General features: G+C 73.8%; 20 protein-coding genes. 9 read left to right on the plus strand and 11 right to left on the minus strand.

The genetic code is table 11. The features are described from left to right. Positions 1-285: 285 nt before the first annotated feature. The 8 genes from GA0070617_RS15315 to GA0070617_RS15350 form a co-directional block, all read right to left on the minus strand. On the minus strand, positions 286-1,752 hold the full coding sequence (locus tag GA0070617_RS15315) for a dihydroorotase (RefSeq protein ID WP_091438178.1): 1,467 nt from the start codon (positions 1,750-1,752) through the stop codon (positions 286-288). 97 nt (positions 1,753-1,849) lie between these two features. Continuing rightward, positions 1,850-2,695: an HpcH/HpaI aldolase/citrate lyase family protein gene (locus tag GA0070617_RS15320; RefSeq protein WP_091438181.1), complete on the minus strand. Its 846-nt coding sequence runs from the start codon at positions 2,693-2,695 to the stop codon at positions 1,850-1,852. Between the two features lie 77 nt (positions 2,696-2,772). Further along, positions 2,773-3,411 carry a hypothetical protein gene (locus GA0070617_RS15325; protein ID WP_091438184.1) on the minus strand — a complete coding sequence of 213 codons (639 nt, stop codon included), beginning with the start codon at positions 3,409-3,411 and terminating at the stop codon, positions 2,773-2,775. Then, positions 3,408-4,814, minus strand: coding sequence for a selenium-binding family protein (locus GA0070617_RS15330; protein WP_091438187.1), 1,407 nt, complete (start codon positions 4,812-4,814; stop codon positions 3,408-3,410). Before GA0070617_RS15330 ends, GA0070617_RS15325 begins: the two co-directional genes overlap by 4 nt. Positions 4,815-4,830: 16 nt before the next feature. Continuing rightward, positions 4,831-5,562 (minus strand): ABC transporter ATP-binding protein, encoded by a 732-nt coding sequence (locus GA0070617_RS15335; RefSeq protein ID WP_091438190.1) that lies wholly within the window; start codon positions 5,560-5,562, stop codon positions 4,831-4,833. Further along, the gene (locus GA0070617_RS15340) at positions 5,535-6,371 is read right to left on the minus strand and encodes an ABC transporter permease (protein ID WP_091438193.1); all 837 of its coding nucleotides are present in this window, start codon (positions 6,369-6,371) and stop codon (positions 5,535-5,537) included. The genes GA0070617_RS15335 and GA0070617_RS15340 overlap by 28 nt, the downstream gene beginning before the upstream one ends. Beyond that, the gene (locus tag GA0070617_RS15345; protein ID WP_091438196.1) at positions 6,368-7,348 is read right to left on the minus strand and encodes an aliphatic sulfonate ABC transporter substrate-binding protein; all 981 of its coding nucleotides are present in this window, start codon (positions 7,346-7,348) and stop codon (positions 6,368-6,370) included. The genes GA0070617_RS15340 and GA0070617_RS15345 overlap by 4 nt, the downstream gene beginning before the upstream one ends. A gap of 122 nt (positions 7,349-7,470) precedes the next feature. Continuing rightward, complete coding sequence (locus GA0070617_RS15350; RefSeq protein WP_091438198.1) at positions 7,471-8,361, minus strand: transglutaminase domain-containing protein; 891 nt, start codon at positions 8,359-8,361, stop codon at positions 7,471-7,473. A 235-nt stretch (positions 8,362-8,596) separates the two neighbouring features. Here GA0070617_RS15350 and GA0070617_RS15355 point away from each other — a divergent pair, with 235 nt between their 5' ends. After that, positions 8,597-9,556, plus strand: coding sequence for a hypothetical protein (locus GA0070617_RS15355; protein WP_091438202.1), 960 nt, complete (start codon positions 8,597-8,599; stop codon positions 9,554-9,556). A 40-nt stretch (positions 9,557-9,596) separates the two neighbouring features. Here GA0070617_RS15355 and GA0070617_RS15360 read toward each other — a convergent pair whose 3' ends face one another. Next, positions 9,597-10,505 (minus strand): phosphotransferase family protein, encoded by a 909-nt coding sequence (locus GA0070617_RS15360; protein WP_091438204.1) that lies wholly within the window; start codon positions 10,503-10,505, stop codon positions 9,597-9,599. Between the two features lie 125 nt (positions 10,506-10,630). On the opposite strand from GA0070617_RS15360, the gene GA0070617_RS15365 reads away from it, so the two are divergent. Beyond that, on the plus strand, positions 10,631-11,254 hold the full coding sequence (locus GA0070617_RS15365) for a sigma-70 family RNA polymerase sigma factor (protein ID WP_091438207.1): 624 nt from the start codon (positions 10,631-10,633) through the stop codon (positions 11,252-11,254). A gap of 75 nt (positions 11,255-11,329) precedes the next feature. On the opposite strand, the gene GA0070617_RS15370 is transcribed toward GA0070617_RS15365, so the two are convergent. Further along, on the minus strand, positions 11,330-12,139 hold the full coding sequence (locus GA0070617_RS15370) for a zf-HC2 domain-containing protein (RefSeq protein ID WP_091438210.1): 810 nt from the start codon (positions 12,137-12,139) through the stop codon (positions 11,330-11,332). 246 nt (positions 12,140-12,385) lie between these two features. Between GA0070617_RS15370 and GA0070617_RS15375 the strand changes: the two genes are divergently transcribed. The 7 genes from GA0070617_RS15375 to GA0070617_RS15405 all read left to right on the plus strand — a co-directional run bounded on the left by GA0070617_RS15375 (position 12,386) and on the right by GA0070617_RS15405 (position 18,168). Then, positions 12,386-13,366, plus strand: coding sequence for a zinc-dependent alcohol dehydrogenase (locus GA0070617_RS15375; protein ID WP_091438213.1), 981 nt, complete (start codon positions 12,386-12,388; stop codon positions 13,364-13,366). 4 nt (positions 13,367-13,370) lie between these two features. Further along, complete coding sequence (locus tag GA0070617_RS15380) at positions 13,371-13,769, plus strand: 6-pyruvoyl trahydropterin synthase family protein (protein WP_091438216.1); 399 nt, start codon at positions 13,371-13,373, stop codon at positions 13,767-13,769. A 3-nt stretch (positions 13,770-13,772) separates the two neighbouring features. Next, a complete protein-coding gene (locus tag GA0070617_RS15385; RefSeq protein ID WP_229688353.1) occupies positions 13,773-14,846 on the plus strand; it encodes a glycosyltransferase family 4 protein in 1,074 nt (357 codons plus the stop codon). Further along, a complete protein-coding gene (locus GA0070617_RS15390) occupies positions 14,843-15,691 on the plus strand; it encodes a methyltransferase domain-containing protein (protein WP_091438218.1) in 849 nt (282 codons plus the stop codon). Before GA0070617_RS15385 ends, GA0070617_RS15390 begins: the two co-directional genes overlap by 4 nt. A gap of 59 nt (positions 15,692-15,750) precedes the next feature. Next, positions 15,751-16,710: a lysylphosphatidylglycerol synthase domain-containing protein gene (locus GA0070617_RS15395; protein WP_091438221.1), complete on the plus strand. Its 960-nt coding sequence runs from the start codon at positions 15,751-15,753 to the stop codon at positions 16,708-16,710. A 69-nt stretch (positions 16,711-16,779) separates the two neighbouring features. After that, complete coding sequence (locus GA0070617_RS15400; RefSeq protein ID WP_373868349.1) at positions 16,780-17,421, plus strand: GTP cyclohydrolase II; 642 nt, start codon at positions 16,780-16,782, stop codon at positions 17,419-17,421. Between the two features lie 54 nt (positions 17,422-17,475). Beyond that, a complete protein-coding gene (locus tag GA0070617_RS15405) occupies positions 17,476-18,168 on the plus strand; it encodes a RibD family protein (RefSeq protein ID WP_091446459.1) in 693 nt (230 codons plus the stop codon). Here the strand turns inward: GA0070617_RS15405 and GA0070617_RS15410 are convergent. Further along, positions 18,135-19,310 carry an FUSC family protein gene (locus GA0070617_RS15410; RefSeq protein ID WP_091438227.1) on the minus strand — a complete coding sequence of 392 codons (1,176 nt, stop codon included), beginning with the start codon at positions 19,308-19,310 and terminating at the stop codon, positions 18,135-18,137. The genes GA0070617_RS15405 and GA0070617_RS15410 overlap by 34 nt on opposite strands. Positions 19,311-19,909 lie beyond the last annotated feature (599 nt).

Consider the following 19,909-nt stretch of genomic DNA (forward strand, 5'->3'; position numbering starts at 1 on the left):
TGGCTGGCCGCACAACCGAACCACCTTGCACCCGCTCGTCCCGGTTTCTCGTCTGCGAGGCGTCGACAGCAGGCGGGGGATCTTGGAAGAAAGCGGCCCCCCGGAGGGGCACATTTCTTTCCAAGATCTTTGCCGCCCCCACGCCCCGCCGCCCGATCAGCCTGCCACGCGCGCCGCCCGACCAGCCGTCCCCGACCAGCCGTCGCCCGCCGCTGGGCGGGTTGGGTGTCCAGGTGTGGTGCCGGTCCCGGCCGGTCGGGGTGGGGCCGACCGGCCGGGACCGGGTCAGTCGCGGACCGGGCGGCGCAGGTAGCGGCCGGTCGGGGTGCCGACCACCGCGCCGTCGCGCAGGATCCGGTTGCCGCGCAGCCAGACTTCGTCGACCCGGGCGGTCAGCTCGAAACCCTCGAACGGGGTGTACTCCTGGGTGGAGTCGCTCTCCTGGGCCCGTACCGTCCAGGTCCGGTCCGGGTCGACGAGCACGATGTCGGCGTCGAAGCCCGGCGCGAGGTCGCCCTTGCGTGGCCAGAGCCCGTAGCGCTTGGCCGGGTTGGCGCTGAGCAGCTCGGCGACCCGGCCCAGCGGCAGGCCGTGCCGCCGGCCCTCGGTGATCAGACCCGGCAGCAGGTACTCGGCCCCGCCGAAGCCGGACTTGGCCAGGAACACGTCGTCGCGGTCGGTGCCGAACTTGGCCTCGTCGCGGCAGCAGGCGTGGTCGGAGACCACCCAGTCGACGTGCCCGTCCAGCACCGCCTGCCAGAGCGCCAGCCGGTCCGACTCGGCCCGCAGCGGCGGGTTGACCTTGCCGCCCAGCCCGGCGGCGGTGTCGTAGGTGGCCAGCAGGTGGCCGATGGTGACCTCGCGGCGGAAGTCCACGTGCGGGAAGGCCTGGGCCATCCGCAGCGCCGCGGACATCGCCTTCTCGCCGGACAGGTGCAGCAGGTTGATCGCCGGCAGGCCGGTCTCGTGGGCCAGGTACGAGGCCATGGTGATGGCCAGCCCCTCCGAGTGTGCCGGCCGTGACGCGCTGTACGCGGCCAGGCCCTTCAGATCGCCGGCCTCCTCGACCAGCTTGGTGTAGGCGGCCATGATCTCGGCCGTCTCGCAGTGCAGCGAGAGGCTGATCCCGTCGGCCAGCTCGGGCCGTTCGGCGCGGACCCGCTGCACGCCCCGCATGACGAACTCGAAGTGTGCCAGGTCGTAGCGCTCGCCGGGCGGGGTCATCAGGAACGACGACTGGTCGGCCGAGCGGCCGTGCAGCCCGTGTGAGCCGTAGAACATGAAGATCTTGAACGAGGAGACCCCGAAGTCGTCGACCAGTTGGCCCAGCTCGTCGATGTGCCCGGCCTGCATGGGGGCGAGGTGGAACGCGTAGTCGACGTACGAGCGGTCCTGGCTGAGCTTGAGCACCTCGGGGAAGAACTCGGCGTAGCTGCCGCCCCGGTTGAGGTAGTACTGGCCGGTGCGCATGTAGGTCAGGCCGGTGGTCACCCCGCCCTGTGCCGACGCCCGCGACTCGCTGTCGGTGTCGACGTCCAGCGGGTTGTAGATGCCCCAGTGCTGGTGGCCGTCGACGGCGCCGGGGAAGGCCAGCCGGCCTCGGGCGTCGACGACCTCCCGGGCGTCCTCGGGTCGCAGCTGCGGCCCGATCGCGGTGATGGTGCCACCGTCGACCGCGATGGCGGCCGGGACGGGATCCGCTGTCCCGGGTCGCACCACTCGCGCGTTGGTGATGAGCAGGTCATGGGTCATCGCACACCCCTCCTAGCGGCTGCGGCCCAGGCTAAGGCCCCCGGACCGCTGTGCGCAACACCGGTCCGCTGGTCGGAACATTGGGGATGCGTGGTGGTCAACGGCGGGCGCGGGCCAGCACCGCGCGGGCGGAGCGGGCCACCGCCTCGTCGACCATCGTGCCGGTACCGGCCACCGCCACCGCGCCGCCGTCGCCGGCCGCGTACGCCGCCAGTACCCGCTCGGCCGCCGCGACCTCGTCGGCCGAGGGGGTGAAGACCTCGTTGATCACCGGCAGCTGGGCCGGGTGGATGGCGGTCCGGCCACCGAAGCCCAGGTGCCGCAGGGCGGTCGTCTCGGCGCGCAGCCGGTCCAGGTCGCGGTAGTTCACCGAGGCCGGCCCGACCGGCGCGGCCAGCCCGGCGGCGGCGGAGGCGGCCACCACCTCGAAGCGTGCCGGCAGCAGCTCCAGCCCGTCCGGTCCCGGCCGCAGGCCCAGGTCGGCGACGAGGTCGGCCTCACCGAGGCCGAGCAGCAGCATCCGGGGGGCCGCCGCGATCGCGTCGATCCGGCGCAGCCCCCGGGCCGACTCGACCCGGGGGGACACCGCGATCCGCCCGACGGGCAACCCCCGCTCCTGCTCCAGCCGGGTCAGCGTGGCGTCCACCCGGTGCAGCAGTTCGGCGTCGTCGACCTTGGCCACCACGATCCCGTCGAGCCCGGGACGGACGACCGCGTCGAGGTCCTCGTCCAGCGCGCTCGGGCAGACGCGTACCCAGACCGCCGGCCCGTCGACCGGCCGGTCACCGAGCCAGCGGGTCAGCAACTCGCGGGCCTGTGGGCGTTCCGCCGCGGCGACACCGTCCTCCAGATCGGCGATGAGCGCGTCGGCGTCGCTGGTCAGGGCGCGGGCGAGCATCCGCTCGCGGTGGCCCGGGACGTAGAGCCAGGATCGGGGCAGCATGCGGCCTCCTAGAGTGGAACGTCGTTCCAGTCTAGGCCGGGCCGGGTGGTGGGCGGCACCGGGTGGTGGTCCGCGGGTCAGGCCCGCAACAGCGTGACCAGGCCCGCGGTCACCAGCACCCCGGCCCAGAGCCGGTCGACGTTGAACCAGGCGCGGCGCAGCATCCCCACCCCGAGCACCTCGTGTACCAGCAGGGCGACGACGAGGGCGACGCCGAACATGGCGACCGTGTGCACCCCGGCCGCGGCCAACCCTGGCAGCGCCCCGGCCCCGGCGGCGGCCAGGTGCCCGCCGTGCCCCGCTGCGTCACCTGCCGGCGGATGGGCCAGCAGCACCGGCAGCAGCATCAACCCGGCACCGTGCGCCGAGGACATCAGAAACGACCAGCCGACCAACTGGGTGGCCGACAACCGCATCCCGACCCACCGGAAGTGACGCTCGGAGAGCAACCGCCACAACCCGAAGCCGACCAGCAGCAGCCCACCGGCGACCGCCACGACGCTACCCGTGCTGACCGAACGGGTGGCGCTGACCAGCGCGGCGACCACACCGACCGAGGCCAGGTGACCCAGTGCGATCGGCGGCAGCGACCAGAGCAGCGCCGACCGGTGGCCCTCCTGCAGGCCCCGGGCCACCGCGAAGAGCCACCCCATGGCCGGGTTCAGCCCGTGCGCCGCGCCGAGGACGGCCAACACCACCCAGGTCGCCCCGGTCACGGGAAACAGTACGAGTCGGAGGAGGCGTCCCCGCCCTGCAACCGGGTCTGGTGCACGCGCAGCCCCCGGAAGTCCGCCCCGCGCGGAAAGAACCGCAGGTCCGGCCGCAGGCCACCGGCGTCGGTGTCGACGTCGAGTCTGGCCAGCCACGCGCCGACCCCGTCCGGGTAGAACTGGTCGTCCCAGGAGCCGTAGAGCGAGTTGGAGACGTACACCCGGCGACCGTCGCGGCTCACCTCGACCATCTGCGGGCCGCCCGCGAGAGGCTCGTCCGGCGCACCCGGATGAGGGGTACGCCGGACGATGCCGCCGAGGCGCACCGAACCGGTCAGCACCGGGTGGAACGGGTCGCTGACGTCGTACTGGCGCAGCTCACCCGTGCCCCAGCAGGAGACGTAGAGGAACCGGTCGTCCACCGACAGGTCGATGTCGGTGACCAGCGGCGGCACCGCACCGAACGGCGCGAGCAGGTCGGGCAGGTCGGCGGGGTCGGCCGGCTCGGCGGGTATGTCGATGACCTTGGTGACCGCCCAGCCGGCACCGTCGCGGTGCCAGAGCCAGACCGAGGCGGACAGGTCCTCGACGTTGATCACCACCCCGACGAACCCGTACGTGCGCGTCGGGTCGTGCGCCGGACGCAGCTCCAACGGCATCTGGTACGCGTCACCGAGGTCCAGCCGCTGCACGTGCCGGCGGCTGGCCAGATCCCAGACGTGGATCGCGTGCCCGTAGCGGCGGCCCAGCAGCAGCTCACCGACGATCCCATCCTCGATCATCGACGGGGTGCCCCATTCGCTGGTCACCAGCACGTCGTGGTTGAGGTGCCACCAGAAGTCGTACGCGAACTCCTGCGGCCCCCGGTCGGACTCCCACGCCCCGCGTACGTCGAAGCTGGTGTGGTCGAGCACCGCGATGCCGCCGGGGCCCTCGGCACCGTCGGCGCCGCCCAGCGCGGAGACGTAGATGCCGTCCGGGCCACAGTGCACGGTGTGCGGCCGGGAGTAACCGGCCCGCTCGGCCAGCTCCCGCGCGTCGATCACCTTGACCACCGTCGGCGTACGCGGGTCGGGCCGGGTGTCGACGACATGGATCCGGGACGACCGCAGGCCGGGCACGATCAGGTAACGCCGCTCCACGTGCGGGTGCGGGGCGGTCGGGCAGAGCGCACTGCTGCACGCGTTCCAGCCGAAGTGGTGGACCTCGTCGCCGGTGTACGGCAGGTCGGTCCAGCCGACCACCCGCCCGTAGTCGGGGGAGTCGGGGTCGGTGTCGAGCACCACGATCGCGTCGGGGCGCTGCGCGCTGCGGTCGAAGGCCGCCACGTAGGCGAGCTTCTCGGCAGGTGCGGTCGCCGCCAGCCGGGGGGAGGGGTAGAAGGTCGGGTCGGGGGTCCAGCGGGTCATCGGTCCTCCGGTCGGGTCAGGACGCGGGTACGCCCAGGCGGTCGAGCAGATGGCGACGTAGTACGCCGAAGGCCTCGGCATCGGGGGTGCGGGTGGTACCGAGCGCGACGGTCACCTCCTCGGCGATCACCCCGCCGTCGAGCAGCAGCACCCGGTCGGCCAGCAACAGCGCCTCCTCCACGTCGTGCGTGACCAGCAGCGCGGCGAAGCCGTGCTCGGCACGCAGCCGACGCAGCAGCGCCTGCATCCGCAGCCGGGTGAGCGCGTCGAGGGCGCCGAACGGCTCGTCGAGCAGGAGCAGGTCGGGCTCACGGACCAGCGCACGGGCCACGGCCACCCGCTGGGCCTGCCCGCCGGAGAGTTCGGCGGGCCAGGCCCGGTGCCGGTCGGCGAGCCCGACCTCGGCCAACGCCCGGTCGACCCGGCCGAGGACGTCCGGACCGGTCAGCCCGAGTGCGACGTTGGCGGCCACCCGCTTCCAGGGCAGCAGCCGGTGTTCCTGGAACACCACGGCGGCCGTACCGTGTACGGTGGTCTCACCGGTGGCCTCCCGGTCCAGCCCGGCGAGCACCCGCAGCAGGGTGCTCTTGCCCGAGCCGCTGCCGCCCAGCAGCGCGACCACCTCGCCGGGGGCGATCCGCAGCTCGACGCCGGCCAGCACCACGGTCGGCCCGAACGCCCGGCGTACCCGGTGGGCGGTCAGCACCGGCGCGGACCTGCTCAGCTCGCCCGTAGTCCGCGTCGCCACGAGAGCGTCCTCCTCTCGACCACCCGAAGGGCCAGGTCGGACGCCAGCCCGAGCAACGCGTAGACGAGCAGCCCGAGCACCACCACGTCGGTCTGGCTGAACTCACGGGCCTCCATCATCAGGAAGCCGATGCCGCTCTGGGCGTTCACCTGTTCACCGACGACCAGGCTGAGCCAGGCGGCCCCGATGGCCAGTCGCAGGCCGAGGAAGAGTGCCGGCAGCGCGCCGGGCAGGATGACGTGCCGCAACCGGGCGAGTTGCCCCAGCCCGCAGGTACGGGCCGCCTCGACCAGTCGTTCGTCGATGTCCCGGATGCCCGCGTAGGTGTTGAAGTAGATCGGGAAGAACGCGCCCAGCGCGACCAGGGTGATCTTCAGGGGCTCGCCGATCCCGACCCAGATGATCAGCAGTGGGACGAGCCCGAGGTGGGGCAGCATCCGGGCCATCTGCACGGGTGGGTCGACCAGGTCGTCACCGAGTCGCAGCAGGCCGGCCAGGCCGCCCAGGAGCAGGGCGAGTCCGCCGCCGATCAGCAGGCCGAGACCGGCCCGGGCGAGCGAGTCGAACAGGTGGCCGGCCAGGGTGCCGTCGCGGGCCAGCCGCCATCCGGTGTGGAGCACGGTGCTCGCCGCCGGCAGCTTCTCCGCCGGCAGCAGACCGGAGCGGGCGGCCAGCTCCCAGCCGGCGAGCAGCAGCGCCGGACTGACGGCTCGCCGCCACCGCCGCCCCGACCGGGTCGGTCGGGCCGCCGGGGCTGCCACGGCGGCGGGGGTCGGCAGGGGCGACCGGGCCAGCGTCGTGCCGCTCACCCGAGCACCTCGGCGTACCGGTCGTCGAGGCGGGACCGCAGGTCGACCGGGCCGGGGATGAGGTCCAGGGCGACGAAACCGTCCGCGATGGCCTGTAGTTCGTCGCCGATCGCGGGGGTGAGCGGAGCCAGCGGCTGGGCGCTGCGCGCCAGGGCCCGGTGGGCGGTCTCCTCGGGGATCTTCAGCTCCGGCGCGAGGACCCGGGCGCGCTCGTCGGGGTGGGCGATGCCCCAGTCGGTGACCTCGCGGTAGGTGGCCAGGAAGGCGCGCAGGGCCTCCGCCCGGTCCTTGAGCACCCCGGGCGCGGCGAGCAGGTACTCGCGGTTGCTGGCCAGACCGGTGGCGTCGGCGAGTACCCGCACCTCGGGGCGCTCGGCCAGGGCGAAGTACGGGTCCCAGATGATCCAGGCGTCGACCTGCCCGTTGTCGAACGCCGGCCGCCCCTCGGCCGGCTTGAGGTACCGCACCTCGATGTCGGTCAGGGTCATCCCGTGGGCCGCCAACAGCTTCACCAGCAGCCAGTGCACATTGGAGCCCTTGTTCAGGGCGACCGTGCGTCCTTTGAGGTCGGCGAAGCTGCGGTACGGGCTGTCGGCCCTGACCAGCACCGCCTCGCCCCGGGGCACCGGCGCGGAGCTGCCGACGATCGAGAAGGGGATCTTCGCGGCGGCGGCGAAGACCGGTGGCGCCTCGCCGGTCTGCCCGAGGTCGATCGAACCGGCCTTGAGCGCCTCGGTCAACGCCGGACCACTCTCGAACAACGACCACTGCGCCTCCGGGGCGGCGTTTCGCGCCTTGACCAGGCTCAGACCGCCGAACCGCTGGTAGCCGATCCGCAGTGGCCGGTCACCAGCACCACCGGCGTCGGCGTCACCGCAACCGGTGAGGCCGACGGTCGCGGCCAGCGCCACGATGGTGAGCAGGGCCGTGACCAGGCGGTCTCGGCGGGCGGGGCGGCGGGTGGCGACGGTATGCATGGACGTGCTCCTCGGGTCGGCCGTGCCGAGTCGATCGCATCGACAGATGTCGGCGCGGAAGCGTACTCTACTAACCCGATAGGTTTTATGAGTAGCCCGTTTTCGGGCCGATCCCGCTGCGGTCAGTACCGCAGCGGCTCGGGGCGCTCCCGCAGCGAGTTGAAGACCTGCCCGGGTACGCGTACCCGGTCGTCGGTGTCGAAGAGCTCACGCAGCTCGGCGAAGGAGCTGTCCGGGTCGCGGCCGAGCGCGGCGAGCCGGTCGAAGAAGGCCAGCTGGTCGTCGTCGAGCCACTGGTCGGGCTGCGGCTGGGCGCCCCAGACGTCCCACGGCAGCAGCTCCACCCTGTTCAGCGCGGCCAGGTCACGGACCACGTTGCCGGCGACGTACCAGAGCCCGTGCAGGTCGACGAACCCCACGCCGAACCGGTCGGGGTCCTGCTCCTGCCTGCGGCACTGGATCCAGGCGTCGCCGGCGACCAGGAACTGGTCCCGGGGCATGTCCAGGATGTCGTGGTCGACACCGAGCGTCGCCCGCCACACCTCGTCGAGCTGCGGATCGGCCAGGGCCCACCGTTCCTCGGCCGCGTTCCAGTACTCGCAGACCCAGTGGTCCTCGAAGTGCGGCGGGTTGAAGTACGCCCCGAAGCCGCACCGGGCGCGCGCCGGGACGCCCCGGGAGCGCAGCAGCGACACCAGCAGCAGTACGTAGTGGTGGCACCGCCCGACCAGGCGCTGCGGCACCGGACGCGCCACGGCCAGCGGCCGGTCGTCCAGGGCCAGTACGGCGTCGAGCTTCTCCTCGGTGCTGCGCAGGTGGATCTCGTCGGCGCGGTGCGGGGGCACGTCGAAGCCGTAGAGGTCGGCAGCGGCCACGTCGTAGACCACCAGGTGCTGGACGATCCGGACCAGCCCGCCGACGTCGTCGGGCAGGCCGACGAAGCTCTGCGCGTGTCGGCCGGCCGGAACCGTCGCCGTGGGGCGGGCGTAGAACGAGAGAATGTCGCGATCCATGCCTGATCATGCTCCTTCGGTCCCCCGATGGGCGTTCGACCACCCTGGGTACTGATCGTCTCACCCCGCCGTGCTGGTGCCCGGTGGCCGGGCCGGACCCGGCAGAGCAACGACGAAGATGCCACCGCCGGACGTCGGCACCGATGATGGGCGTTGATGTCACCCGCCCAGCGCTGACATCGGTGGCCGATGAAGCGAGGTCGGACACCAGAGGTACCAACCGAGAGGAGAATCCATGTCCGTCATGGACCGTGACCGGGTGACCGGGGCCGTCGGGGAGCCCCGTCCGGCCCACCGGGGCCGGCTGATCGGCGTGAGCGTGGCGGCCGGGTTCGCGCTGGCCGTCCTCTGGTCCTTCGAGTTCGTGGACCACGTCATCGGCGACACCGTGGCCAACGCCCTGCTGGGTCACGACGCCAAGGCCACCGCCATCGGCGGCACGTTCGCCGGAATGTTCTTCGCGTTCGTCTCCGGACTGGCCGGCACCTTCACCGCCTGCAACATCGCGATGGCCGCCTCGATCGGGCCGATGAGCCACGCCGGTACCCGTCCCGGCGGGGAACCGAGCGGGGCGGTGCCGACCCGTACCGGCCTGCGGGTGCTGCTGCGGCCGCTGGGGTGGCTGGTGGTGGGCGCGGTGGTCGTCTCGGCGGCGTACGGCTTCGTCGGGGTGCTGCTCGGCGACCGGTTGCCCCAGCTGTCCAGCGCCACCGCCGGCGGCATGCCGGTCCGGCTCATCCAGTCCGCCGTGGTCTTCGGCCTCGTCGGCCTGGCCTTCACCTACCTGGGGCTGGCCGTGCTGGGTGTGCTGCCCGACCCGTTCGCCCGCCGACCGATGGCCCGGGTGGTCACCCTCGGCGCGTTGATCGGCGGGTTCCTGATCGGCCGCCCCTTCCCGCTGTTCCGCAAGCTGTTCGAGTGGGCGGTCGAGACCGGCAACCCGTTGTACGGTGCCGCCGCGTTCGTGTTGCAGTCGGTGGGCAACATCGTGTTCGTCGCGGCGCTGTTCGCCCTGCTCATCGTGGGCAGTCGGGGGCGGCTGCTGCGGTGGCTGGCCGGCTCGCCCACCCGGACCGCGGTGATCAGCGGGACCCTGCTGATCGCGCTCGGGGTGTTCACGGTGGTCTACTGGGACCTGCGCCTGCCGGCCCGGTTCGGCTTCGGGTGGTTCCCCACCCTGCCGTACAACAGTTGACCCCGTCGGCTACCGCCGCCGGTCGCCAAAGGGCTGCGGCTCACCCGTGCTCCGGTGGCGCACCGGTGAAGGTCCGGTGCAGTCGGGCGAGGGCGGCCGCGACGTACCGGTGGTCGCCCTCGGTCAGCCCGAAGTCCAGATCCTCGATCAGCGCGCAGCGGGCGTGGAAGGCGGCCCGCGCCACCAGGTCGCCGGCTCCGGTGCCGGTCAGGCGCGCGCCGATCCGTGCGGCGGGGGACGGGCCGAGGTCCCGGTAGAGGCGACCGAGGTCCCTCGCCGGGTCGGTGCGGGCGGCGTCGGACCAGTCGAGCACCCCGGTCAGCCGGGTCCGGTCCGCCCCGGCCAGCAGGTGCTCGGCGCCCAGGTCGGCGTGGCAGAACACGGTCGCCGGTGGCTCCGGCGGGGGAGTACGGCTCAGGAAGTCCACCACCAGGCGGTGCTGGTCCGCCGAGAGCACCGGGGTGATCCGCGGCAGCGCCGCGACGGCCTCGGCGAGGTAGGCGGCCAGCGGCTGCTCGTCCGGTTCGCCGAGGCCGGCATCGAGGGAGTGCACGGCGTGCAGGAAGTCGGCGAGTTGACCGACCAGCCGACCGGGGGTCGGGCACGGCTGGTCCAGCAGGGACGTGCCGGCCAACCGGCGCACCACCAGCAGGCCGTCGTCGGGTGCGGCGGCCACGACCTCCGGCACCGGGATCGGCGACACCCGGGCGACGGCGTCGAGGACCCGGATCTCCCGCCGGATCGCCGCCGGCCCGTTCACTGCCGGCCCGTCCCCGGCCGGCCCGTCCCCGGCCGGCCCGTCCGCCGCTTGCCGGTCGCGGCGGACCCGGAGCACGAACTCGCCGTCGACGTCGTACGCGAGGTGGTCGGTACCCGCGCCCAGCGGGGTGAGAACCCGTGTGCCACCTCCGCCGAGCAGTCGACCGACGACCGCGATCAGCTCCCGCATCAGCTCTCCCGTCCCGCCCACCGGCCCGGCTGCCGCGGGGCGACCTCCGGGCGGCGACGGTAACCGACGGTGACGACCGAGAACAAGCAGATCGGCGGGAACCCCACCGGGGCCGGCAGCGACCAATGGTCGGTGGCAACGGTCGGCGGAGAGGTGGCACAGTGACCGGTCCAGAGTCGGCTGACGAAATCACCGGGTATGCCCTGGCCGCGGGGCGGGGTGATCACGCCGCCGCGGCGGCCCTGGTCCGGGCCACCCAGCACGACGTACGCCGGTTCCTGACCCACCTGTCCGAGGTACGCGAGGTCGACGACCTGGTGCAGGAGACGTACCTGCGGGCCTGGCGGAGCCTGCCCGGCTTCGCCGGCCGATCGTCCGCGCGGACCTGGTTGTTCGCCATCGCCCGGCGGGTGGCCGTCGACCACGTCCGGGCCGCCGTGACCCGTCCCCGGACCACCGGTGTGGCGGACTGGCACCGCTTCGCCGACGAGACCGGCGCCCCGGCGGCCTCCGGCCACGACGACGAGGTGACGTTGCGCAGCATCGTCGACGGGCTCTCCCCGGACCGGCGGGAGGCGTTCGTCGCCACCCAGATCCTCGGCCTGTCCTACGCCGAGGCGGCCCGGGTGTGCGGCTGCCCGGTGGGCACCATCCGGTCCCGGGTGGCCCGGGCCCGGGAGGACCTGGTCGCCGCGATGGCACCCCCGGTGGCCCGGCCGGTGCCGCTGTCCCGGCGCGGCACCGCCTGACCCACCCGCCGCCCGGTCCGCGGTGCCACCCGGCGGCCCGGGCGGGGTGCCACCCGGCCCGTCACCCCGGCCGCGTTACGCGGCGCGGCGCTCGCTGGCCTGGGCGGAGTACGGCGGGACCAGCCGCAGCGGTGCCGGCGGTGGTGGGGCGTCGTCGAGCTGGAGCCGCCAGCGTGATCCCGACGGTCGACGCTGCTGCGGCGGCGGCCCGTTCGGACGCAGCCCCGGACGCGACAGCAACACGGTGATCAGGTACCCCCCGACCAGAAACCCGTGACTGGCCAGCCGCTGCACGGCGACCTGGGAGGTGACCAGGTCGTTCACCGACAGCAGCAGCAGGGTGGCGACGAACGCGCTGAGCATCGGCAGCAGCCCGGCCGGCGGGGTCCGGCGCAGGGCGACGAAGACGAAACCCGCCCCGACGGCGACGTTCCAGGCGGCGGCCTCGTGCCACAGGTGCTGGCCGGTGGCGTGCACGTGGTCGGTTCCGCCCCGCGCGACCTGCACCAGACCGAGCACCAGCTGCACCGCGCCGAGCAGGCCGAGGGCGGCCCGCAGCAGCGTCACCACCCGGGGCCGCCAGCGGTCCCAGGCCAGACCCGACGCCCACCGGCCGGCCGCCGCGCCGGGCACCGGCAGCCAGGCCGGCAGCCGGCGGCGGGGCCGCACCGTCGGCGGCGCCGCCGCCAGGATCGCGTCGGTCAGGTCGGGAACCACCGGCACCACCCGGGTACGCGCCCGCCTGGTGACCCCCGCCGCCGCCTCCCACCAGCCCCGGCAGGCCGCGCAGCCGTCCAGATGCCCCTGGGCGGCGACCCGTTCGGCCGGCGTCTCCTCACCGTCCAACTGTGCCGACAGGATCTCCCGCCACTGCTCACACCCCATGAACCGATAGTCGCTCGCCGGGGCCCTCCGGTTCCACCGCCGCGCCGGTGGGATAGCCGACAGCGACGATCTTCCCCGCCGTGGGCCTACCACCGGGGCGGACGCGGGGTACGCGCGACGAGCCGGATGGTGACGGTGGCCACGGACAGTGTTCGAACCGGTGGCGCCCGTGCCACGTGACTATGATCGAAAACTCCGCCGACCGGGAGCGGGACGGCTCCGCCAGCGGCAGACGAGGAGACACCGGTGACACGTGAGGCTCGGGCCTTCTGGTTGCGCGCGCCCGGCGAGGGTGAGATCCGGCCGGTGTCGCTGCCGACGCCCGGCCCCGACGAGGTGCTGGTCCGCACCCTGCACACCGGGGTCAGCCGGGGCACCGAGACGCTTGTCTTCACCGGCCGGGTGCCGGCCGACCAGCACGCCACCATGCGCGCCCCGTTCCAGGAGGGCGACTTCCCGGCCCCGGTGAAGTACGGCTACCTCAACGTCGGCGTCGTCGAGGCCGGCCGCGCCGACCTGCTCGGCCGTACCGTCTTCTGCCTGTACCCGCACCAGAGCGCGTACGTGGTGCCCGCCGACGCGGTGGTGTGCGTACCCGACGGGGTGCCGGCGGCGCGTGCGGTGCTGGCCGGCACCGTGGAGACCGCCGTCAACGCGCTGTGGGACGCCCCACCGCTGGTCGGTGACCGGGTCACCGTGATCGGCGCCGGCATGGTCGGCTGTGGCGTGGCCGCCCTGCTCGCCCGCTTCCCCGGCGTCCGGGTGCAGTTGGTCGACACCGACGCGGGCCGGGCGGACGTCGCCGCCGTGCTCGGGGTGGACTTCGCCCACCCGGCCGACGCCGCGACCGGCCGGGACCTGGTGGTACACGCCAGCGCCAGCGCCGACGGGCTGCAACGGGGCCTGGAGCTGCTCGCCCCGGAGGGCACCGTGCTGGAGCTGAGCTGGTACGGCGACCGCCCGGTGACCCTGCACCTGGGCGGGGCCTTCCACTCCGGCCGGCTGACCGTGCGCAGCAGCCAGGTCGGCATGGTCGCGCCGGCCCGCCGTGCCAGCCGCCGCTACGCCGACCGGCTCGCCGTCGCCCTCGACCTGCTCGCCGACCCGGCGTTCGACGCCCTGATCACCGGCACGTCCGCCTTCGCGGACCTGCCCGAGGTGCTCGCCGACCTGTCCGCCGGGCGGCTGCCCGCGTTGTGCCACCTGATCAGCTACGACGGAGAGTGAGACCATGTTCAGCGTCACCGTTCGGGACCACATCATGATCGCCCACAGTTTCCAGGGCGAGGTGTTCGGCCCGGCCCAGAAGCTGCACGGTGCGACGTTCGTGGTGGACGCCACGCTGCGCCGGGCCGAGCTCGACGACAACGGCATCGTGGCCGACATCGGCCTGGTCACCGACGAGCTGAAGGCCGTCCTGGCGCAGCTCAACTACCGCAACCTCGACGACGAGCCCGACTTCGCCGGGCAGAACACCACCACCGAGGTCCTCGCCCGCACCATCGCCGACCGCCTCGCCGACCGGGCGCACGCCGGTGCCCTCGGCGAGTCGGCCCGCGACCTGGCCGGCATCACCGTCACCCTGCACGAGTCGCACGTGGCCTGGTGCAGCTACGAGCGGACCCTCTGACCCGTGCGCGGCACGGAGCCCGACGCCGGTCGAGGTCCCGTCGGGCCCCGCGTGGTGCACGTGGTGCTGCCGGGCGACATCGACGACCCGGGGACCCCCAGCGGCGGCAACCACTACGACCGGCGGGTCCTGTCCGGGCTCACCGCCGCCGGCTGGACGGTACGGGAACACGCCCTGGCGGGCGGTTGGCCGCACCCCGACGAGCCGGCCCGCAGCGCCCTGGACCGGGTGCTCGCCGGGCTGCCGGTGGGCGGCGTGGTGCTGCTGGACGGGCTGGTCGCCTCGACGGTGCCGGCGGTCCTCGCCGCGCACGCCGACCGGCTGCGCCTGGTCGTGCTGGTGCACATGCCGTTGCACGACGACGCCGAGGCCCGCGCCCTGGCCACGGCGGCGGCGGTGGTCACCACCAGCGGGTGGACCCGACGCGAACTGCTCGACCGGTACGCGCTGCCGGCCGACCGGGTCCGGGTCGCCCGCCCCGGGGTGGACCCCGCGCCGCCGGCCACCGGCAGCGACACCGGCTCGGCGCTGCTCTGTGTCGCCGCCCTGGCCCCGCACAAGGGGCAGGACGTGCTGGTCGAGGCCCTCGCCGCGCTCGACGACGACGGGTGGAGCTGCACCCTGGTCGGGTCGCTGACCGTCGATGCGGGCTTCGTCGACCGGGTCCGCGCGCTGATCCGGGCCCACCGGCTCGACGCCCGGATACACCTGGTCGGCCCGCGTACCGCAGGTGGGCTCGCCGCCGCGTACGCCGCCGCCGACCTGCTGGTGCTGCCCTCGCACGCCGAGACGTACGGGATGGTGGTCACCGAGGCGCTGGCCCGGGGCCTGCCGGTGCTGGCCAGCTCCGTCGGCGGGGTACCCGAGGCGCTGGGGGAGACCGCCGACGGGCAGCGGCCGGGCCTGCTGGTGCCAGCCGGGCAGCCGGCGGCGCTGGCCGAGGCGCTGCGCCGCTGGCTCGACGACGACACGCTACGGACCCGGTTGCGGCAGGCCGCCCACCGCCGCCGCGACACCCTCACCGACTGGTCGCACCCGTCGGCCGTCATCGCACAGGTTCTGGAAGAGGCGACATGACCGAGCACCTCACCTTCGCGGACTGGTTGGGGCTGCGGGAGGCCGCCGACGCGGCCGCCCGCGCGGCCGACCTCGTCGAGCCGCTGCGCACCCCGCCGGCCGGCGGGGCCATCCGGTCGGTCCACGACCTGGGCACCGGCACCGGCTCGATGGGGCGGTGGCTGGCCCCCCGGCTGGCCGGCCCGCAGCACTGGGTGCTCTACGACCGCGACGACGACCTGCTGGCCCGGGCCGCCGCCGGCATGGTGACCACGGCCGCCGACGGCGCACCGGTCACCGCCGAGCCCTGTCGGCGCGACATCTCCCGGCTCACCGCCGCCGACCTGGCCGCCGCCGACCTGGTCACCGCCTCCGCGCTGCTGGACATGCTCACCGCCGAGGAACTGGAGCGGATCGTCGCGGCCTGCGCCGGCGCCGGCGTTCCGGCACTGTTCATGGTCTCGGTCGTCGGCCGGGTGCGCATCGAGCCGGCTGATCCGCTCGACGACGAGTTCAACGCCGCGTTCAACGCCCACCAGCGGCGTACCGTGGATGGCCGGCGCCTGCTCGGGCCGGACGCGGTGGAGGCCTGCGTGGCGGCCTTCACCCGGCACGGGGTCGACGTCCAGGTCCGCTCCAGCGACTGGCTGCTCGGCGCGGACCAGGCGGCGCTGGCGGTGCGGTGGCTCACCGAGTGGCTGACCGCCGCCGTCGAGCAGCGGCCGGAGTTGGCCGCGGCGGCCGACGGGTACACGCGTCGGCGCCGGGCCGAGGCCGCCGACGGGCGGCTGCGGGTGGTGGTCGAGCACGCCGACCTGCTCGCCGGCGCCGCGGTGGGCTCCCCGTCCGGGCCGGCCGGCGGGTGAACCCTTCGGCCCCGGCCCGCGTACCTGCGGGTGAGGTTCATGATCTTCGGGAGGTTCGGGTGGCGGGCGGTGAGCGGTCGCGGACCTCCTCCCGTGGCGCGTGGCTGCGTACCGTCGGCGGCCTGGCCCTGCTCGGCCTGCTGGTCTGGCAGGTCGGCAGCGGCCCGGTCCTGGCCGGGCTGCGCCTGATCGACGCGCCGGTCCTCGCCGCGGCGCTCGGCCTCGGCGCGCTGACCACGCTGTGCTGCGCCTGGCGGTGGAGCCTGGTCGCCGGCGGCCTGGGCGTCCGGCTGCCGCTGGGCACCGCGGTGGCGCACTGCTACCGTGCCGTCTTCCTCAACGCCACGCTGCCCGGCGGGGTGCTCGGCGACGTGCACCGCGCGGTACGCCACGGCCGCGACGTCGGCGACCTCGGCCGGGGCGTGCGGGCCGTGGTGTGGGAACGCGTCGCCGGGCAGGTCGTCCTGGTCGCGGTCGCGGTGCTGGTGCTCGGCACCCTGCCGTCACCGGTGCGCCGGTTCCTGCCGGCGGCACTGGTGGTGTCGGCACTGGTCCTGCTCGGCCTGGTCCTGCTGGCCCGGTTGCTGCCCCGCTCCGGGCCGTCGCGGTGGGCCCGGGCGGTGCGGGCCTCGGTCGCCGACGTACGCGGTGGGCTGCTGGCCGGGCGGACCTGGCCCGGGGTGCTGGTGGCCTCGGTGCTGGCCGTCGCCGGCCACCTGGCCACCTTCCTGGTCGCGGCCCGGACCGTGGGTGCCGAGGCGCCACTGTCCCGGCTGGTGCCGCTGATCCTGCTGGCCCTGCTCGCCATGGGCCTGCCGCTGAACGTCGCCGGGTTCGGCCCCCGCGAGGGGGTGGCCGCGTGGGCGTTCGCCGCCGCCGGCCTGAGCGCCGCCGAGGGCGTGGCCACCGCGATGGTGTACGGGGCGCTGGTGCTGGTGTCCAGCCTGCCCGGTGCCGCCGTGCTGCTGGCCTGGCGGTTCCGGCGGCCTGTCCTGCGAGAACCCGTGACGGATGGTTGAGTATCCGTACACCGGTACGAAAGGTGTCGGCGTGGCCGGCAGCGTCTGACAAGGAGCCCCATGTACGAAATGCCTGTCGCAACGGTCCGTACCCAGGTCACCGTGCCGCTCTGCTTCCCCGACGGGTACGCCACCACCGCCCGCGTCTTCACCTTCGAGGCGCTGGTGGACGGTCGGGAGCACCTCGCGCTCGGTCTCGGTGACTGGGCCGGCGCCGTCGAACGTCAGGCGGCCGCGGACGGGCCACCGACACTGGTACGTCCGCACAGCGAGTGCCTGACCGGTGACGTGTTCGGCAGCCAGCGGTGCGACTGCGGCCCGCAGCTGCGGGAGGCGGTCGAACGCATCGCCGAGGTCGGCGGTTTCCTGCTCTACCTGCGGCAGGAGGGCCGGGGCATCGGCCTGTACGCCAAGCTCGACGCCTACGCGTTGCAGGACGCCGGACTGGACACCTACCAGGCCAACGTGGCGCTGGGCCGGGGCGAGGACGAGCGGGACTACACCGTCGCCGCCCAGATGCTGGCCACCCTCGGGGTGTCCCGGATCGACCTGCTGAGCAACAACCCGGACAAGGCCGAGCAGCTCGACAAGCTCGGCATCACGGTCAGCCAGGTGGTGCCGACCGGGGTGTTCCTCTCCCCGGCCAACGCGGAGTACCTGGCCGCCAAGGCCAGCCGGGCCCGTACCGCCGACCTGCCCTTCGTGGGTTGAGCGGCGCGGCGGCCGGGTCCGGGATCAGCGGTGCCGGGCGGGGGAGCCGAGTCGGTGGGTGAGCGACCGTACGTACTGCTCAGCTGTGCGGCCTCGATCGACGGGTACATCGACGACGCCACCGAGGAGCGGTTGATGCTCTCCAACGACGAGGACCTGGACCGCATCGACGCGGTCCGGGCCAGTTGTGACGCGATCCTGGTAGGCGCGCAGACGGTCCGCCGGGACGATCCGCGGCTGCTGGTGCGCTCGGCCCGGCGGCGTCGCGCGCGGGTCGCCGCCGGGCGACCGGCCTCACCGGTACGGGTCACCGTGACCGGCCGGGGTGACCTGGACCCGCAGGCGCGGTTCTTCACCACCGGCGAGACCGACCGGATCGTCTACTGCGCGTCGTCGGCGGTGGCCAAGGCCCAGGAACGCCTCGGCCACCTGGCCAGCGTGGTGGAGATGGGTGACCCGGTGGACCTGGGGCGGACCCTGCGTGACCTGGCCGCCCGGGGGGTGCGTCGGCTGATGGTGGAGGGCGGCTCGTCGATGCACGCGCAGTTCCTCACCGCCGGCCTCGCCGACGAGCTGCACCTGGTGGTCGCGCCCTTCTTCGTCGGTGACCGCCGGGCGCCCCGGTTCGTCGGTGACGGCAGTTTCCCCTGGCACTCCGGCAGCCGGGCCCGGCTGGCCGAGGTCCGTCAACTCGGCGACGTGGTGCTGCTGCGCTACGCGTTGACCGACCGTTTCGACGGTTCCTGACCGCCCGGCCCTGCTTCCTGGCCGCCCGGCCGGTCGACGCCGGTCAGGCCCAGCGCCTCGTCCACCCGGTCCAGCACCCCGCCGGCGTCCTGACCCACCCCGCGCATCAGGTCGATGGCGGTGGCCCGGATCTGGCCGACGATCATGGTCACCGGCAGCGGTTGGTCCGAGTCGAGCAGCCCGGCGGCCAGCCGTACCGCCCGCAGGGCCGCCGTGTCGGCCTGTTCGGCGTGCCGGTCGGCGTCGGCGCGGCAGGCCAGGTCGGTGGCGAGTGCCTCGCCCGCGGCGTGGACGGCCTCGGCGAGTGCCCGGATCGCGTCGCCCAGCTCCAGTGGGGTGGCGGTGTGCTGCCGGGCCAGGGTCGCCCCGGCGCGGGCCAGCACCCGGATGTTGCGGGCCGCGTAGTCGAGCTGCCGGGCCGAGGCCTGCACCTGGCGTACCTGGTCGATCCGGCGGCGGTGCCGCAGCCCCAGCCGCAGCGACTCGGCCGCGGCCGACACGGCGGTCTGTAGCCGCTCCACGCAGCCGTCCACCTCCCGGGCCCGCTCCAGCGCCGCCTGGGCGGCCGGTTCGTCGCACCGCTGCAGGGATCCGTTGATCTCGTGCAGCACCTCGTGCAGGTCGGCGAAGGACTGCCGTACCTGCGTGACCAGCTCGTCCAGGGGGCTGCGGAGGGCCAGCAACTGGGCCACGGCCAGCGCCACCGCACCGCCGACCATCGCGTCGACGAACCGGAACGGCACGAGGTTGCCCGCCGGCGCGGCCACCGCGACCAGGTAGAGGGCCGAGACCGCGGCCTGCACGACCAGGGTGCTGCTCGCCCCGATGGCGGTCATCAGACCGATGGTCAGGGCAAGCACGGTGAAGACGGCAACCGTGCCGGAGCCGAGCGCCTGCACGGCCAGTTCGGCCACCAGCACCCCGGCCGCCACCCCGAGGATGATCTCGACGCTCTGCCGGATCCGCTTGCCCCGCGCCTCGCCCAGGACGACCAGCGCGGCCGTCGGGGCGAAGAACGGGTCCGGGTGCCCGATCAGTCGGGCGGCGACGAACCAGGCGATGGTGGCGGCCACCGCCGCCTCGACCACCCGCATCCAGTCCTGCCGCAACCGTCGGCCGGCCGACCTCCACCAGTGGCGCATCTGTTCGGTCCTCTTTCCGCTCCGACCGGTACCACCCGGTGTCGATCACCGGGCGGGCCGGTTCGGTGCTCGGCACTACCCCCGGACAGTCGCCGGTCAAACGGCTGCCGACGGCGGTTGGTTCGACGCTGACCTGGGATTTCGCCTGGACGTGGGCGGGGTCACGCCAGTGGTGGCGGCGCCGTCCACCCGCGTGGTCATCGACAGAACCGGGCCCGGTACCCAGATTTCCGGGCGGTAAACGGTCAGCTATCGACATTCTGCGGAAACGGTCGCAGTTCTCGGTCGGGGCTTCGTCCACAGTCGAGTGCACCGTTCGGCGTCCGGCGGTCGGTCACATTCGCGCACGTCACACGCTGTCTCGTCGGGCTAAACCAGAAGTCTGGAGGACGGTTGTGCAGAACGCGCCATTCCCACGGGGGGCGGAGTCTTGCGGGCATCGACGGCGGGCCATAATCTCGCTTACAGCAATAGAGATTGACCGAACCAAAGGCGGGGACGAAACTTTCGAGCTTTGCCGAGGCGCTGTCGAGGCGCAGCTGAATCCTGCCCGAAAGAAGTCGCCCCAGAGAGGAGGTCGGTCCGCGAAAACGTAAATC

The organism is Micromonospora yangpuensis (genome assembly GCF_900091615.1).
Classification (GTDB): Bacteria; Actinomycetota; Actinomycetes; order Mycobacteriales; family Micromonosporaceae; genus Micromonospora; species Micromonospora yangpuensis.